13 protein-coding genes are annotated in these 13,464 nt (G+C 69.5%); 4 read left to right on the forward strand and 9 right to left on the reverse strand.

Translation table 11 applies throughout. The features are described 5' to 3' along the window. Positions 1 to 4: 4 nt before the first annotated feature. Positions 5 to 778 (reverse strand): class I SAM-dependent methyltransferase, encoded by a 774-nt coding sequence (locus ACZ522_RS06315; protein ID WP_379693859.1) that lies wholly within the window; start codon positions 776 to 778, stop codon positions 5 to 7. 4 nt (positions 779 to 782) lie between these two features. Further along, on the reverse strand, positions 783 to 2,129 hold the full coding sequence (gene hisD / locus ACZ522_RS06320) for a histidinol dehydrogenase (protein ID WP_379693856.1): 1,347 nt from the start codon (positions 2,127 to 2,129) through the stop codon (positions 783 to 785). A gap of 120 nt (positions 2,130 to 2,249) precedes the next feature. Here hisD and ACZ522_RS06325 point away from each other — a divergent pair, with 120 nt between their 5' ends. Continuing rightward, positions 2,250 to 3,083 (forward strand): endonuclease/exonuclease/phosphatase family protein, encoded by an 834-nt coding sequence (locus ACZ522_RS06325; protein ID WP_379693854.1) that lies wholly within the window; start codon positions 2,250 to 2,252, stop codon positions 3,081 to 3,083. A 29-nt stretch (positions 3,084 to 3,112) separates the two neighbouring features. Here the strand turns inward: ACZ522_RS06325 and ACZ522_RS06330 are convergent, their stop codons facing one another. Both ACZ522_RS06330 and ACZ522_RS06335 read right to left on the reverse strand, forming a co-directional pair. Continuing rightward, complete coding sequence (locus ACZ522_RS06330; RefSeq protein WP_379693851.1) at positions 3,113 to 4,372, reverse strand: NAD(P)/FAD-dependent oxidoreductase; 1,260 nt, start codon at positions 4,370 to 4,372, stop codon at positions 3,113 to 3,115. A 47-nt stretch (positions 4,373 to 4,419) separates the two neighbouring features. Continuing rightward, positions 4,420 to 5,025, reverse strand: a complete 606-nt coding sequence (locus ACZ522_RS06335; protein WP_379693848.1) for a TetR/AcrR family transcriptional regulator — start codon at positions 5,023 to 5,025, stop codon at positions 4,420 to 4,422. 124 nt (positions 5,026 to 5,149) lie between these two features. On the opposite strand from ACZ522_RS06335, the gene ACZ522_RS06340 reads away from it, so the two are divergent. The 3 genes from ACZ522_RS06340 to ACZ522_RS06350 all read left to right on the forward strand — a co-directional run bounded on the left by ACZ522_RS06340 (position 5,150) and on the right by ACZ522_RS06350 (position 9,427). After that, entirely contained in the window at positions 5,150 to 6,088 is a 939-nt protein-coding gene (locus ACZ522_RS06340) for an ABC transporter ATP-binding protein (RefSeq protein WP_379693846.1), read from the forward strand. Beyond that, positions 6,085 to 7,599 carry an ABC transporter permease gene (locus tag ACZ522_RS06345; protein ID WP_379693843.1) on the forward strand — a complete coding sequence of 505 codons (1,515 nt, stop codon included), beginning with the start codon at positions 6,085 to 6,087 and terminating at the stop codon, positions 7,597 to 7,599. Before ACZ522_RS06340 ends, ACZ522_RS06345 begins: the two co-directional genes overlap by 4 nt. Positions 7,600 to 7,681: 82 nt before the next feature. Continuing rightward, the gene (locus tag ACZ522_RS06350; RefSeq protein WP_379693840.1) at positions 7,682 to 9,427 is read left to right on the forward strand and encodes an AMP-binding protein; all 1,746 of its coding nucleotides are present in this window, start codon (positions 7,682 to 7,684) and stop codon (positions 9,425 to 9,427) included. 5 nt (positions 9,428 to 9,432) lie between these two features. Here ACZ522_RS06350 and ACZ522_RS06355 read toward each other — a convergent pair whose 3' ends face one another. The 5 genes from ACZ522_RS06355 to ACZ522_RS06375 form a co-directional block, all read right to left on the reverse strand. Beyond that, complete coding sequence (locus tag ACZ522_RS06355; RefSeq protein WP_379693837.1) at positions 9,433 to 10,932, reverse strand: S8 family peptidase; 1,500 nt, start codon at positions 10,930 to 10,932, stop codon at positions 9,433 to 9,435. A gap of 163 nt (positions 10,933 to 11,095) precedes the next feature. Next, the gene (locus tag ACZ522_RS06360) at positions 11,096 to 11,398 is read right to left on the reverse strand and encodes a PDGLE domain-containing protein (protein WP_379693834.1); all 303 of its coding nucleotides are present in this window, start codon (positions 11,396 to 11,398) and stop codon (positions 11,096 to 11,098) included. Beyond that, positions 11,395 to 12,039: an energy-coupling factor ABC transporter permease gene (locus ACZ522_RS06365; RefSeq protein ID WP_379693832.1), complete on the reverse strand. Its 645-nt coding sequence runs from the start codon at positions 12,037 to 12,039 to the stop codon at positions 11,395 to 11,397. The genes ACZ522_RS06360 and ACZ522_RS06365 overlap by 4 nt, the downstream gene beginning before the upstream one ends. 76 nt (positions 12,040 to 12,115) lie before the next feature. Continuing rightward, on the reverse strand, positions 12,116 to 12,370 hold the full coding sequence (locus ACZ522_RS06370; protein ID WP_379693830.1) for a hypothetical protein: 255 nt from the start codon (positions 12,368 to 12,370) through the stop codon (positions 12,116 to 12,118). 125 nt (positions 12,371 to 12,495) lie between these two features. Further along, on the reverse strand, positions 12,496 to 13,392 hold the full coding sequence (locus ACZ522_RS06375; RefSeq protein WP_379693828.1) for a winged helix-turn-helix domain-containing protein: 897 nt from the start codon (positions 13,390 to 13,392) through the stop codon (positions 12,496 to 12,498). Positions 13,393 to 13,464: the final 72 nt, after the last annotated feature.

Genomic DNA, 13,464 nt, shown 5'->3' on the forward strand with positions numbered 1-13,464 from the left:
CGCCTCACTCGCCCGTCTCCACCGGCCGGACCGCACTGGCGACGAACGCCCCTTCGCCGCCCGCGTCGGCGGACACCTCCGCGTCCGCGAACCCGGCTTCGCGGAGGGCGGTCCGGACGCTCTCGGGGTCGTACGTCCGAACCCGCCGTCGCTCCGTCGTCACCGCCGTCTCGCCGGTTCGCCGGTCGGTGACGCGGTAGTCCGACCGGACGACGACGGGGTTCCGCGCCACGTCCACCGCGCGTTCGAGGTGGTACCTCGCGTCCCGGAACGTCTCGACGCCCGAGGCGTCCACCGCGCGGGCGTCCGACGGCGCGTCGAAGACGAGTATGCCGCCCGGACGGAGCGACTCGCGGGCCGCCTCGCAGAACTCCCCGAGGGGGGCGGAGGCGGCGCGGTAGTCGAACGCGCAGGCGGCGTCGAACCGGCCGCGGAACGGGAGGCGCGTCGCGTCGCCGAGGACGACGTTCAGCGACCGCATAGCCGCGAAGGAGAGCAGTTGCGGGTACGAATCCACGCCGACGGCGTCGTACCGCGCCGAGAGGCGGGCGAGGAGTTCCCCCACGTCGCAGCCGAGTTCGAGGACGCGCGACACGTCCGCCGGCAGTCGAGCGTCGAGGATTCGTCGCCGCGCGTCGAGCGTTTCGTCGTCGCCCGCTTTCAGGCGCGCGTACAAGGGTGCGAGCGTCGTGTACAGCGAGTGCTCGCCGTCGGGGTCCGAGAGGACGGCTTCGCACATGTCGCCGAACGACGGCGGACGGGACCGTGATGGACTCACGCCGTCACTCGCCCGCGCCCGAATCGTCGCCGAGGCGCGTCCGGACGCTCTCCGCGTGCGCGCCGAGTCCTTCCGCCTCGGCGAGCGTCGTGATGGTGGGAGAGAGGTCCGAGAGCGCGTCCTCGTCGAGTCGTTGCACCGTCGAGGAGCGCAGGAACGTGTCCACCGAGAGGCCGCCGTAGCGCTTCGCGCCGCCGGAGGTGGGGAGGACGTGGTTGGTGCCGGAGGCGTAGTCGCCGGCGGCGACGGGCGTGTACGGGCCGAGGAAGACGCTGCCCGCGTTGGAGATGCGGTCCAAGAGGGCCTCGTCGTCGTCGGCCTGAATCGAGAGGTGTTCGGCCGCGTACTCCTCGGCGAACAGCACCGCCTCGGACATCGACCGGGCCAAGAGGACGCCCGAGGCGTCGTTCGAGAGGGCGTCTTCCACCACGTCGGCACGTTCCGCGTCAGCCGCCCGCGCCGCGGCGGCGTCCGCTATCTCCGCCGCGAGTTCGGCGTCGGCGGTGACGGCGACGACGGAGGCGTTCGGGTCGTGTTCGGCCTGCGCCACCAAGTCGGCGGCGACGTACTCGGGGTTCGCCGTCTCGTCGGCGACGACGAGAATCTCCGAGGGGCCGGCGAGGAAGTCGATGTCCACGTCGCCGCGGACTTCGGCCTTCGCCGCGGTGACCCACCTGTTTCCGGGGCCGACCACCTTCTGGACGGCCTTCACCGTCTCCGTGCCGTAGGCGAGCGCTGAGACGGCCTGCGCGCCGCCGACGCTGTAGACGGCGTCCGCGTCCGCGACGTGTACCGCGGCGAGCGTCACGGGGTGTATCGGTTCGGCGGGCGGGGTGGCGACGGCGACGTGTTCGACGCCGGCCACCTTCGCCGGGATGACGCCCATGAGGACGCTGGAGGGGTACGCGGCGGTGCCGCCGGGGACGTAGACGCCGACGCGTTCGAGGGGGCGGAAGCGACGCCCGAGTTCCCTGCTTCCGGAAGAGCGCTGCTCTTCCGACGTTGCGTTCGCGTCGCTCACGCGACTCTCGAACGATTCGCGCCAGTCCTCCGGCATCTGGCGTTCGTGGAACTCGCGGACGTTCTCGGCGGCGGTTTCGATGGCCTCCCGCACGTCGTCGTCTATCTCGTCGAAGGCGCGTTCGGCGGCGTCCGTCACGTCGATGTTGCCGACTTCGACGCCGTCGAACTCCCGGCAGAACTCCCGCACCGCGACGTCCCCCTCCTCGCGGACGCGGGAGACGATGTCGCGGACGTCCCCGCGAACGTCGGCGACGCCGGCGTCGCGTTCGAAGAGGGACGCTCGTTCGTCGGGCGAGAGTTCGGCGACTTCCCGAACGTCGAGGTTCATGCCTCGCGGTTCGACGCGCCGGCCTAAGGACGTTCCGAAAGCACGGACCGAAGCGGCCGCGCTTCCGTTCCACCTCGCCGTTCCGCGGGGTTGACGTACCTCCGCGACGTTGCGGCCCACATGCTTCGCTCGCCCGTTCGGGTTCTGAGTTTCAACGTCCGCTACGACACCGACAGCGACGGGCGAGACGCGTGGCCGAACCGGCGCGACGCCGTCGTCCGCCTCCTGCGGTACCACCGCCCGGACGTGGTCTGCCTGCAGGAACCCCTCCCGCACCAGTTCCGGGCCGTTCGGGACGCCACCGACCGCTACGAGTGGTTCGGCGTCGGGCGCGCGGGCGACGAGGAGGGCGAGTTCGTCCCCGTCGGCTACGACGCAGAGCGGTTCGAACGCGAGGACGAAGGCGCGTTCTGGCTCTCGGCGACGCCCGACGAACCGGGGAGCGTCGGGTGGGACGCCGACTACCCGCGCGTGGTCACCCGCGTCACCCTCAGAGAACGGGAGACGGGTAGCCGCTTGCACGCCGCGAGCGTCCACTTAGACCACGGCGGCGCGAGGGCGCGCGCGGAGGGCGCGTCGCTTCTCCGGCGGCGACTCGGCGAACTCGACGGCCCCCTCGTCGTCGCGGGCGACTTCAACTGCGAACCGGACTCCGCGCCCTACCGCCGCCTCGTCGGCGACGACGGAGGCGGCGAGGGAGGCGGGACGGACGGCGACAGCGACGCCTCTCCGCTCCGAGACGCGAGGACGCTGGCGGAGGCGGGCCACCACGGCCCCGAGAGGACGTTCCACGGGTTCACCGGCGACGCGACGGAGCGAATCGACTACGTGTTCGTCCGCGACTGCGACGTGTCGCTGACGGCGACGCTCACCGACAGGCGCGACGGCGGCGCGGACGGCGAACGCTACCCGTCGGACCACTTCCCCGTCGCGGCGGACGTGCGCCCGCGGTAGGGACGCTTACTTCGACGACCTACGGCAACCTACGACGACCCGGCGACGCGCCGGTACTCCCAGTCGTCGGTGTACGCGTCCACGAGGCGGGAGCGCATCGTCCGGTTCGCCGCCAACTTCGCCAGGAGGACGGGGCGTCGGAGGAGGCGCGAGACGGCGTACCTCGGCTCTCTGTCCACGTCCTCGACGTCGATTCCGGAGACGGCGTCCATGACGCCGCCGAGGATGTCGGGGCGGCCGTCCTCCAACGCGCCGCGGACGACGTACGCGAGGCGGTACTCGTCGCGCATCCGCCGGTACAGTTCTCCGGGGTAGTCGCCGATTCGCTCCTCGGCGACGAGGCGCGCCAGCAGGTACGACGACTCGACGGCCTGCGAGATGCCCTTGCCCGTGAAGCGGTTGGCGATGCCCGCGGCGTCGCCGACGCGGGCGACGCGCCGCCGGGGGTCCCACGTCCGCGAGTGGTCGAGACTCGGCCCGCGCGGGATGGTGTAGACGTTCGTCGCCGACCGGTCGGGGACGGGCCACCCGTTCCGTTCGCAGGCCGCGACGAACGCCTCGTAGTAGTTCTTGGGGAGGGTGCCCTCGGCCCACCCGATTCCGACGTTCGCGCGCGTCTCGGACTTCGGGAACGCCCACGAGTAGCCGAGGTAGTTCTCGAACAGGATGTGCGCGCGGGGGTACAACTCCGAGAAGTCGCCCTCAACGTCGGCGTTCAGCGCGGTCATCCGGCCGGCGTACTCGCCCGTCCGCCTCTCGGCTTTGCTCGTCAACGAGGGTTGGCCGGTGGCGTCCACCACCAGGTCGTACTCCTCGGAGAACGCGCGGAACGCCGCCTTCGTGACGCCCGCGCCGTCTCGCACGTCCACGCCCGCGTCGGCCACCCGTTCGGCCCACCGGCGTTCGACGACGTTCCGGTCGGTCACGTACCCGTCGCGGGAGGGGAAGACGCCGCGCCCGGCGAGCGTTCGTCCGGCCGTGTCGCCGGTGTAGACGCGCACCTCGAACTCGGGCGGTCGGTTCGCGAAGCCGTACTCGGGCGTCTTCGGGAGGGGAATCGAGGAGGCGTCGGTCATCGCCTCGCCGCAGTTCACCCGCTTTTCCTCGTAACGCTGTCGTTCGTGGAGGGTCACGTCCCACCCCAGTCCGGAGAGCGCGTGGGCGGCCGCCAGACCGGCCATCGCTCCCCCGACGACGACGGCGCGCCCCGCGCGTTCGCGGGCGGCACGGACCGTCTCGCGGTCCAGACGGTCCAAGAAGGGGTCGCCCGACCCGCCGATTCCGTTCATGTCGAGTTATTTGACGTACTCCTCAAAAAACACTCGCGACGCGGCGGTCACTCCCCGGTCGTCGTCAGACCGATCGCGACGCTCTCGACGAGGAGGTCCACCACCGCGTCGTACCGGTCCCGGCCGATGTCCTCCTCGTGTAGCGTCAGGAACGTCACCGCCCGGATGGCGGCCGCCACGGTGTCGGCGTCGTCGCCGCGGACCGCGCCGCTCTCGACCCACGGTTCGACGTACGGGCGGACGAACGCTATCGACGCCTCTCGGTCGGCCTCGACGGCCTCATCTCCCACCTCCCGCCGAAGGTCGTCGAGTTCGTTCTCGACGACGACGCGCCGGGTGAGGGGGTTCGACTCTATCTCCTCGACGACGGCGCGCAGGAAGCGTTCGATGGCCTCGCGGGGGTCGTCCGTCGCCTCGAACGACTCTTCGAGGATGCGCCTCGCAACCTCCTCGCCCTCCGCCTCCAGAATCTCGACGTAGAGTTCCTCCTTCGAGTCGAAAAAGCGGTAGAACGTCGACGGCGCGATGCCGACGGGGTCCGTCAGGTCCGCGATGGTCGTCTTCCGGAGACCGTACCGAGAGAACAGTTCCCGCCCTGTCTCGCGGAGTTCTCGACGGATACGCTCCCGTTCGCCGTCGCTGAAGCCACTCATCACCGCCCCTACGAACGCGTGAATACTCTATGTTTCCGTTTTCGAGAGCCGCCCCGCCGTCGAAAAACGAACGAACGAAATATTCATGAGTTCACGGGACGACGGTTCCCTCGGAGTACACGCGATGAACGACAGACAGACGGCGACGCCTTCGGCGGCCGAGGCGGACGACTCGCGGACGGCGGAACGGGGCGCGGGGAGTCCGGTCGTCCAGGTGAGAGACCTCAGATTCACCTACCCGGGCGCCTCCGAGGAGACGCTTCGCGGCCTCGACTTCGAGATACGCCCCGCCGAGGTGTTCGGCTTCCTCGGCCCGTCGGGGGCCGGGAAGTCGACGACGCAGAAGGTCCTCGTCGGCCTCCTCGACGACTACGAGGGCGAGGTGTCGGTGTTCGGCCGCGACGTTCGCTCGTGGGGCGGCGCGTACTACGAACGGGTCGGCGTCTCCTCGGAAGCGCCGAACACGTACCTGAAACTCTCGGGGCGGGAGAACCTCGCCCTCTTCGCGTCCCTCTACGAGGGCGAGACGCGCGACCCGGAGGAACTGCTGGAACTCGTCGGTCTGACGGACGCCGCGGACCGGCGGGTGTCGGGCTACTCGAAGGGGATGAAGATGCGCCTGAACTTCGCGCGGTCCCTGCTTCACGACCCCGACCTGTTGTTCCTCGACGAACCGACGACGGGATTGGACCCGAGCAACGCGCGGCGCATCAAAGACGTCGTCTCCGACCTCCAAGCCGGCGGGACGACGGTGTTCGTCACCACCCACGACATGGCCGTCGCGGACGAACTCTGCGACCGCGTGGCGTTCATCGTGGACGGCGACATCGCCGTAATCGCGCCGCCTGAGAGTCTCAAGCGGCGGTACGGCTCGAAGCGCGTGCGCGCCGAGTACGTCGCGGAGGACGGAACGACGCGAACCCGCGCGTTCGACCCCGAGGACCCCGCCGACGGCGATTCCCTCGCCGACCTGATCCGCGAGGGGCGGTACGAGTCGCTTCACACCGAGGAGGCGACGCTCGAGGACGTGTTCATCGAGGTGACCGGGAGGGGCCTGCGGTGACGCTCTCGGCCGCCCGCCTCGCGACGCTGATCCGTTCGGACGTGACGCTCCAGCGTCGGTACGGCTTCTACGCCGTCTACGTCTTCGTCACCGTCGCGTTCGCCCTCGGCCTGCGGGCCGTCCCCGACGCGGAGTTGCCGCGCTTCTTCACGCTCGTCGTCCTCTCGGACCCCGCGCTTCTGGGGTTCTACTTCGTCGGCGCTCTCGTCCTCTTCGAGAAGGGCGAGGGCGTCCTCGACGCCCTCGTGACGACGCCGATGTCCGTCTCGGAGTACCTCCTCTCGAAGGTCGTCTCGCTGACGGCGCTGGCGCTTCTCGTCTCGTTCGGCATCGCCCTCCTCGCGGCGGGAACGGCGTTCGACCCCGTCGCCCTGTTCGTCGCCGTCGGTCTGACGGTGCCGTTCTACGTCCTCGTGGGGTTCGTCGCCGTCGCCCGGTTCGACACGCTGAACGCCTACTTTATGTCGGCCATCGTCTACATGACCGCCCTCTCGCTTCCCGTACTGGGCCTGTTCGGACTGGTCGAGTCGCCGCTGTTCTCCCTCTTTCCGGTGCAGGCGTCTCTCGTCCTCCTCGCCGCCGTCTTCGACCCCGCGTCGGCGACGACGCTGGCGTACGGCGTCGGCTACCTCGTCGTCGCCACCGCCGTCGCGTGGGTCGCCGCGCGCCGCGCCTTCGTCCGGCACGTCGTCCGCGGGGGAGACGCGGGCGGCGCGAGCGAACCCGCGACGCCCGGCGGTTTCTCGCGCGCCCTCGGCGACCGGACCCTCGGCGGACGCCGCCTCGGTCCCGTCGGGACGATGGCCGTCGCCGACCTGCGGAAGTGGGTGCAGGACCCCCTGTACCTCTACATCGGGCTCGCGCCGGTCATCCTGGCCGCCGTCACCCGATTCGGCACCCCCTACGTCGCGGCGCGACTCGCCGGGACGTTCGATTTGACGCCGTACTACCCGCTGGCCGTCGCCTTCGTCGCCGTGTTCGTCCCCGGGACGTTCGGGTTCGTCGCGGGCTTCTTCGTCCTCGAAGAACGCGACCAGGGCCTCATCGCCGCGTTCCGGACGACGCCGCTCACCGCCGAGGGCTACCTGCGCTACCGCGTCCTCTCGGTCGTCCTCGTGAGTTTCGTCGTCGCCGCCGTCTGCGTCCCCCTCGCGGGCCTCGTCGCCGTCTCGCCCGCGGTGTACGTCCCCGTCGCCGCCGTCTCGGCGCTCTGGGGTGCCGTCTCCTGCTTCCTGATGGCCTCGCTCGCGTCGAACTCCGTCGAGGGCGTCGCGGTGAGCAAGGCGCTCGGAATCCTCGTGACGATTCCGCTGTTCGGCGTCGCCTTCGTCCCCGAACCGTGGCAGTACGCCCTCGGCGTCTTCCCCACGTTCTGGCCCGCGAAGGCGTTCCTCGTCGGCGCGGCGTCCGGCGTCACCGCCGAGTTCGCCGGACTCCTCGCGGTCGGTGCCGTCGTCCACCTCGTCGCCCTCGCCGCCCTCCAGCGACGCTTCCTCGCCCGCGCCGACTGATCCGAGGCGGCGGACTTCGTTCGGCCGGGTCGTTCGTGAATCCTGATAAAAAGTTAATTATAGTTCGGAGAGACGTCGAACCATGTCAGATGAACACAACCTGCACGATTACGACGAACTCCGCGAGTCCTTCGAGTGGGACGACGTCTACGCGGAGGCGGACTGGGACGCGCCCGATTCGCTGAACATCGCTCACGAGGTGTGCGACAGGCACGCCGAGGATCGGTCGCGCGTCGCCCTCTACTACGCCGGGGCGGACGGGGAACGCGAGACGCTGACGTTCTGGGAGCTCGAAGAGCGGTCGAACCGGTTCGCCAACGTGCTGGAGGACCTCGCGGAACCCGGCGACCGGGTGTTCTCGTACATGCCGCGGCGGCCGGAGCACTACGTCGCCCTCGTCGGGACGCTGAAACGCGGCGCGGTGTGGGGGAGCGTCAACGAACGGTTCGGCCCCGACGGCATCGCCTACCGCCTCGACGACTGCGACGCGAAGGTGGTCGTGACGACGGCGGAGAACCGCGAGACCATCGAACGCGCCCTCGAAGACGCTCCCTCCGTCGAACGCGTCGTGGTCGTCGGCGGGGGCGAAGAACCCTCGGCGGGCGATTTGACGCAGACCGACGAGGAGACGGCCCCGAAGTCGGACGACGTTGCCGAGGGAACCTCGGCAGCCCGCGAGGCTGCGTCTCGCGACGTCGACTTCGCCGAGGCGACGGCCGCGGCGAGTCGTGAGTACGACGCCGCCGACACCTCCGGCGAGGACGACGCCCTCCTCTACTACACGTCGGGAACGACGGGCCCCGCGAAGGGTGTCCTCCACAAACACCGCTGGGTCGCGGGCGTCGCCGCCACCCAACGCTTCGCCGTGGACCTGCAACCCGGCGACTGCTACTGGAGCACCGCCGACTTGGGGTGGCTGACCGGCCCGATAAACACGCTCGGCGCGTGGTTCTGGGGCGCGACGCTGTTCACCTACGAGGGCGAGTTCGACCCCGAGACGTGGGCCGACCTGTTGGACGAGTACCCAATCTCGGTGCTGTTTTCGGTCCCGACGGCCTACCGGATGCTCCGCGCCAACGAGGAGGCGTTCGACGGTGTCAACCTCGATCTGCGCCACGCCCTCTCCATCGGCGAACCCCTCTCCGCGGGCGTCGTTGAGTGGGGCGAGGATACCCTCGGCGTCACCGTACACGACACCTACGGCCAGACGGAGACGGGCAACATGATAATCAATAACTACCCGACGATGGAGGTGCGCCCCGGCAGCATGGGCAAACCCCTCCCCGGCATCGAGGCGGCCGTCGTGGACCCCGACACGGGCGAACCCCTCGGCCCCGGCGAGACCGGAGAGATAGCCCAACGGCCGGGCTACCCGTGCTTCTTCGCAGAGTACTGGGAGAACCCAGAGAAGACGGAGGACTGCTTCGAGAACGGGTGGTACCTCTCGGGCGACTTGGCGCAGGTGGACGAGGACGGCTACTTCTGGTTCGAGGGGCGCGCCGACGACGTGATAATCAGTTCGGGCTACCGCATCGGCCCGTTCGAGGTGGAGAGCGCACTCGGGGAACACGCCGCCGTCGCGGAGGCGGCCGTCGTCCCCAAACCCGACGCGGAACGCGGGAACATCGTCAAGGCGTACGTCGTCCTCACCGACGACGCGGACCCGAGCGACGACCTGAAAGAAGGAATCCGACAGCACGTCCGAGATGAACTCGCCGCCCACGAGTACCCCCGCGAGATAGAGTTCGTCGACGACCTCCCGAAGACGGTGACGGGGAAGATCCGGCGGACGGAACTCCGCGACCGGACGGCGGACCCGGCGGCCTGACCGTCTTACTTCCCGCCCGTCCGCCGGGACGCTTCTTCGACGGCGTCCGGCGCGTAGACGATGCCCGCGCCGATTTCCGGACTGCTCGACCCGTTACTGAAGCGGGCGGTTCGCTCGATTATCTGCTGAACCTGCTTGGCGTTCAGGTCGGGGTTCACCTCCCGAACGAGGGCCACCAACCCGGCCACCTGCGGCGCGGCCATCGACGTTCCGGCGTACCAGTCGTACTCGGCACCCCCGTTCAGTTCCGCGGGGACGCTCGATAGGACGAGGTTCGTCGGGTAGGGGTACTCGGTGTCGTCGGACAGCGACTTCTCCAACGTCTCGTACCCGCCGCCGGGCGCGCCCACGTCCACGTCGCTGGTTCCGTAGTTCGAGTAGAACGCGAGTTCGTTGGTCGGCCCCGTCGCGCTGACGCTGACCGCCCCCGGAACGCTGTTCGGGAGCGTGTAGTAGCCCCCCTGCTGGAGGTTCGACTCGGCGTTGCCCGCACTCGCGGTGACGACGGTTCCCCGCTGGACGGCGCGTTGCACGACGGTCTGGTAGGCGACGTGTTCGCCGGACTTGTGGGCCGACCCCTTGACGACGCCGCCGCCGAGACTCATGTTCGCCGCGTCCGCGCCGATGTCCGCGGCGTAGCCGATGGCGCTGAGGATGTCGAAGTCCGTCGTGAAGAGCGTCGTGACCGTCAGTTCCTCCTCCGTCCCGTCGTCGCGTTCGTGGACGTAGCCGGTCATCTCCGCCCAGTAGAACACCCGCAGGGGCACGACGTCCGCGTCGGGTGCCATCCCGGCGATTCCCGTCGTGCCGTCGTTCTTCCCGGTGGCGATGCCGGCGCAGTGACTCCCGTGGGACTGCACGTCGTCGGCGGCCGCCTGTTCCCGGGTGGTCGGCGCTCCGCGGTAGACGTACGGTTCGAGTTCCTCGGCGCTCCCGTCGGTGAATCCCTGCGGGAGTTTCGCGTCGATGGTCGTATCGCCGGGGACGAACGAGTCGCCCGACGGACTCGTCTCGCCGTCCGCGCGGAACAGTCCGCCGCGCCCGGCGCGCGTCCGCAGGTCCGGGTGCGTCGTGTCGATCCCCGTGTCGATGATGGCGACGGTCGAACCCTCGCCGGTCGCCGCGTCGTGGGCGGCGAACGCGCCCGTCGTCTCCTCCGTCTTGTCCCACTGGAGGTCGGCCAACTCGTCGTCCACCGACGCCGCCGTCTCCCGCAACGCCGGGCCGACGGGACGATACCGCTCGTTCGGTTCCACCGCGCGGACGCCGCCCACGTCGGCCACCGCCGACCGGGACGCCGCGGCGACGAGGAGAACGTCGCCGTCGGCGGTTTCGCCCCGCATCTCGATTCCCTCCCGTTCGAGGCGCTTGCGCGCCCCGCCGCCGGGCGCGGTCACGACGTACTCCGCGCGGCCGTCCGCCGCGCTCGCCACGCCCATCGAACTCAGGACGACTGCGCTACCCGCGATACCTTTGAGGACACCCCTTCTGCTGTGGTTAGACATACCACGCTGCCGTTCGACGGAAGGTAACAAATTCGTTCTCGTTGACACCAATCTGTGGTGGATGTTCTCACGTGACGAAAAACGGAACGTTTCGGGGAGGCGGTACCGCCGCCCGCCTCGAACGGGCGAACTCCGGACGAGCGCTCCGCGAGTGCGGGCGGAGTCAGGGCGATTCGGCGGCGAGTAACTGCCCGACGCCGAACGCGGCGGCGAACGTGACGGCGACGCCCGCGACGCCGGAGACGAATGTCCCGGCGTACGGTCCGACGCCGGCGACGCGGTAGTCCGGGAACAGGCCCGGCACCGTCCGGTAGACGTGCGCCTCCGCGCCGAACCGCGCGGCGAGGTTCCCCATCGGTTCGGCGTACCCGACGACGCCCGCCGCCCACGCGAAAAGCGGCGAGAGCGCCACGAGGCACCCGACGAGGAGGAGCGTTCGCCGCGTCCACGCGGCGTCGACGTTCACGCGGCCACCTCCTCCTCGGCGTCGCGGCCGAACGCGGCGGGCGCGCCGACGGCGCGGAAGAACCGAACCCCGCCGACGGTCAGCAGTCCCTCCGTGAGGCCCAACGCGGCGTGCGAGAGCGTCATCGTCGAAACCGTCTCGGCGAGGCGGTAGTCGAACGCGGCGGACGCGCCGAGTTGGAGTCCCGCGAACAGAGCGGCGGCGGTGACGCCCACCGCCCCGGCGGCGAAGACGGCCGCCGTCTCGTTTCTGCCTGCGAGGACGCGGTACGCCGCGTAACCGACGAGGACGTTCACGACGGCCATGTTCCAGACGTTCGCGCCGAGGACGACCAGTCCGCCGTCGGCGAACACGACGGCTTGGACGGCGACGACGACTGTCATCGCCACCACGCCCGCGGCGGGGCCCAAGAGGATGCCCGCCAACGCGCCGCCGACGAAGTGAGCGCTCGTCCCGCCGGGAATCGGCCAGTTCAACATCTGCGCGGCGAATATCGTCGCCGACGCGAGGGCGAACAGTCTCGCTCGCTCCCCCGAGAGGGTCCCCCGCGCGCGGCGGAACGCCTCGCCCACCGCGCCCGTCGAGGCGACGGCGAAGAGCGTTGCGACGAACGTACTCAGCATTCCGGTGAGAATGTGCATCTGTATTCGTGCCGACAGACGGCAGGTCGATAAATAATGCTCCTGTTTCGAGGGTCGGTTTCGTCCGCCGTGGACCTCAGAGTTCGACGCAGACGGGCGTGTGCGGCACGCAGAGGTACCGACGTTGGGCGGGTTCGCGTCGCCGAAGTCTCCGACCCGCGGTGACCGCCGCCGCCGCGGCAGTCACCGCGACGAGGGCCGGTAGCAGTTCGCTCGCGGCCCACAACGCGAGGGGAACCGCGGCGACGAGGAGGTACGAGACGACGAGGCTCCGCGCCGTAACTGTTCGGTCGTACGCTTCGACGGTCGGAATCGGTGGAAGCGGCTTCATCACAGGTAGACAGACGGCCGCCGACCCCATAATCATAATCTGAATTACATTTTTGTAGCGGGGATTACTGAAACGCGGATACGTAGAGATTCTGATGCGAGGGTCGAATCGCCGCTCCGACCCGCTCAGACGCTCGGCGGGGACTCGGCCGACTCGCGCGTCGTCTCCACCACGTTCAGGTCGCCGTCGACGGTGACCCGGAGCGTCTCGTCGGCTATCTTGATATCGACGCGCAGTCGCCACGGGTCGGTCGATTCGACGGTGACGGGGGCGTCGCTCACGCACCAGTCGAGTCGCCAGTACGGCACGTCCGACAGCGTCTCGCCGTGGTCGGCGTAGAAGTTGCCGACGGCGGACTGGTCGAGGAGGGCCAACCCGACGGCGGCGCACCGTTCGTGGGCGCACTGGCGGCAGACGTGACTCGCCCTGAGCGTCCCGCCGAGGCAGCACTCCTCGCCGCGTTCGATGGTCGTCTCCATGCGCCCGTTGCACTCGGGGCAGACGCCGTCCTTGGCGAGGCAGTTGAGGTGGCGCACTCGCTGGTCGAACGCGTCGAGAACCTCCGCGTCCGTCCTGTCGTGGAGGCCGCCCGGCGGGAACGAGTACTCGCCGTGGCCGTGCCCGCAGGCGGGGCAGTCGATGCACAGCATCTCGTCCTCGTAGTGCGCCGTCAGCGTCTCCCCGCACCGGACGCAGGGGTCGTCGATGTCGAGTTCCCGGCGGGGGTGTTGGGTGAACGACCCCGCGAGGACGGCCTGTACGACGCGCCGACCGGCGGTTCGGAGTTCGTACCCCTCGTCGGTCTTCCGGACGAACTGCCCGGTGAGTTTCCCGAGGTGGTAGTTGAACTGCGCGCTGTCGCGCATCTGTATCTCGTTGCGAACGTCGGAGAACCGCGCCGGCCCGTCGAGTCGCCACAACGCCTCCAGAATCGACAGTCGCGTCTCGTCGCCGACCAGCGAGAAGGCGTCCGCCGGTTCCATGCAGTCGTCGCACGATTGGAGTCCGTCCGCCCTGCTCATGCTCGGACGGACGGAGCGTCGAATCTAAAGTGTTCGCTAAGTCGTATTTTTGTTCGAAATGTGAGACGACGG

The organism is Halopelagius fulvigenes (assembly GCF_055398025.1).

What these genes read in the sequence shown, in the direction of transcription:
- hisD (WP_379693856.1), bottom strand. Translation starts at nt 2,129, where the DNA reads ATGAACCTCGACGTTCGGGAAGTCGCCGAACTCTCGCCCGACGAACGA.
- ACZ522_RS06325 (WP_379693854.1), top strand. Translation starts at nt 2,250, where the DNA reads ATGCTTCGCTCGCCCGTTCGGGTTCTGAGTTTCAACGTCCGCTACGAC.
- ACZ522_RS06330 (WP_379693851.1), bottom strand. Translation starts at nt 4,372, where the DNA reads ATGAACGGAATCGGCGGGTCGGGCGACCCCTTCTTGGACCGTCTGGAC.
- ACZ522_RS06335 (WP_379693848.1), bottom strand. Translation starts at nt 5,025, where the DNA reads ATGAGTGGCTTCAGCGACGGCGAACGGGAGCGTATCCGTCGAGAACTC.
- ACZ522_RS06340 (WP_379693846.1), top strand. Translation starts at nt 5,150, where the DNA reads ATGAACGACAGACAGACGGCGACGCCTTCGGCGGCCGAGGCGGACGAC.
- ACZ522_RS06350 (WP_379693840.1), top strand. Translation starts at nt 7,682, where the DNA reads ATGTCAGATGAACACAACCTGCACGATTACGACGAACTCCGCGAGTCC.
- ACZ522_RS06355 (WP_379693837.1), bottom strand. Translation starts at nt 10,932, where the DNA reads ATGTCTAACCACAGCAGAAGGGGTGTCCTCAAAGGTATCGCGGGTAGC.
- ACZ522_RS06365 (WP_379693832.1), bottom strand. Translation starts at nt 12,039, where the DNA reads ATGCACATTCTCACCGGAATGCTGAGTACGTTCGTCGCAACGCTCTTC.
- ACZ522_RS06370 (WP_379693830.1), bottom strand. Translation starts at nt 12,370, where the DNA reads ATGAAGCCGCTTCCACCGATTCCGACCGTCGAAGCGTACGACCGAACA.
- ACZ522_RS06375 (WP_379693828.1), bottom strand. Translation starts at nt 13,392, where the DNA reads ATGAGCAGGGCGGACGGACTCCAATCGTGCGACGACTGCATGGAACCG.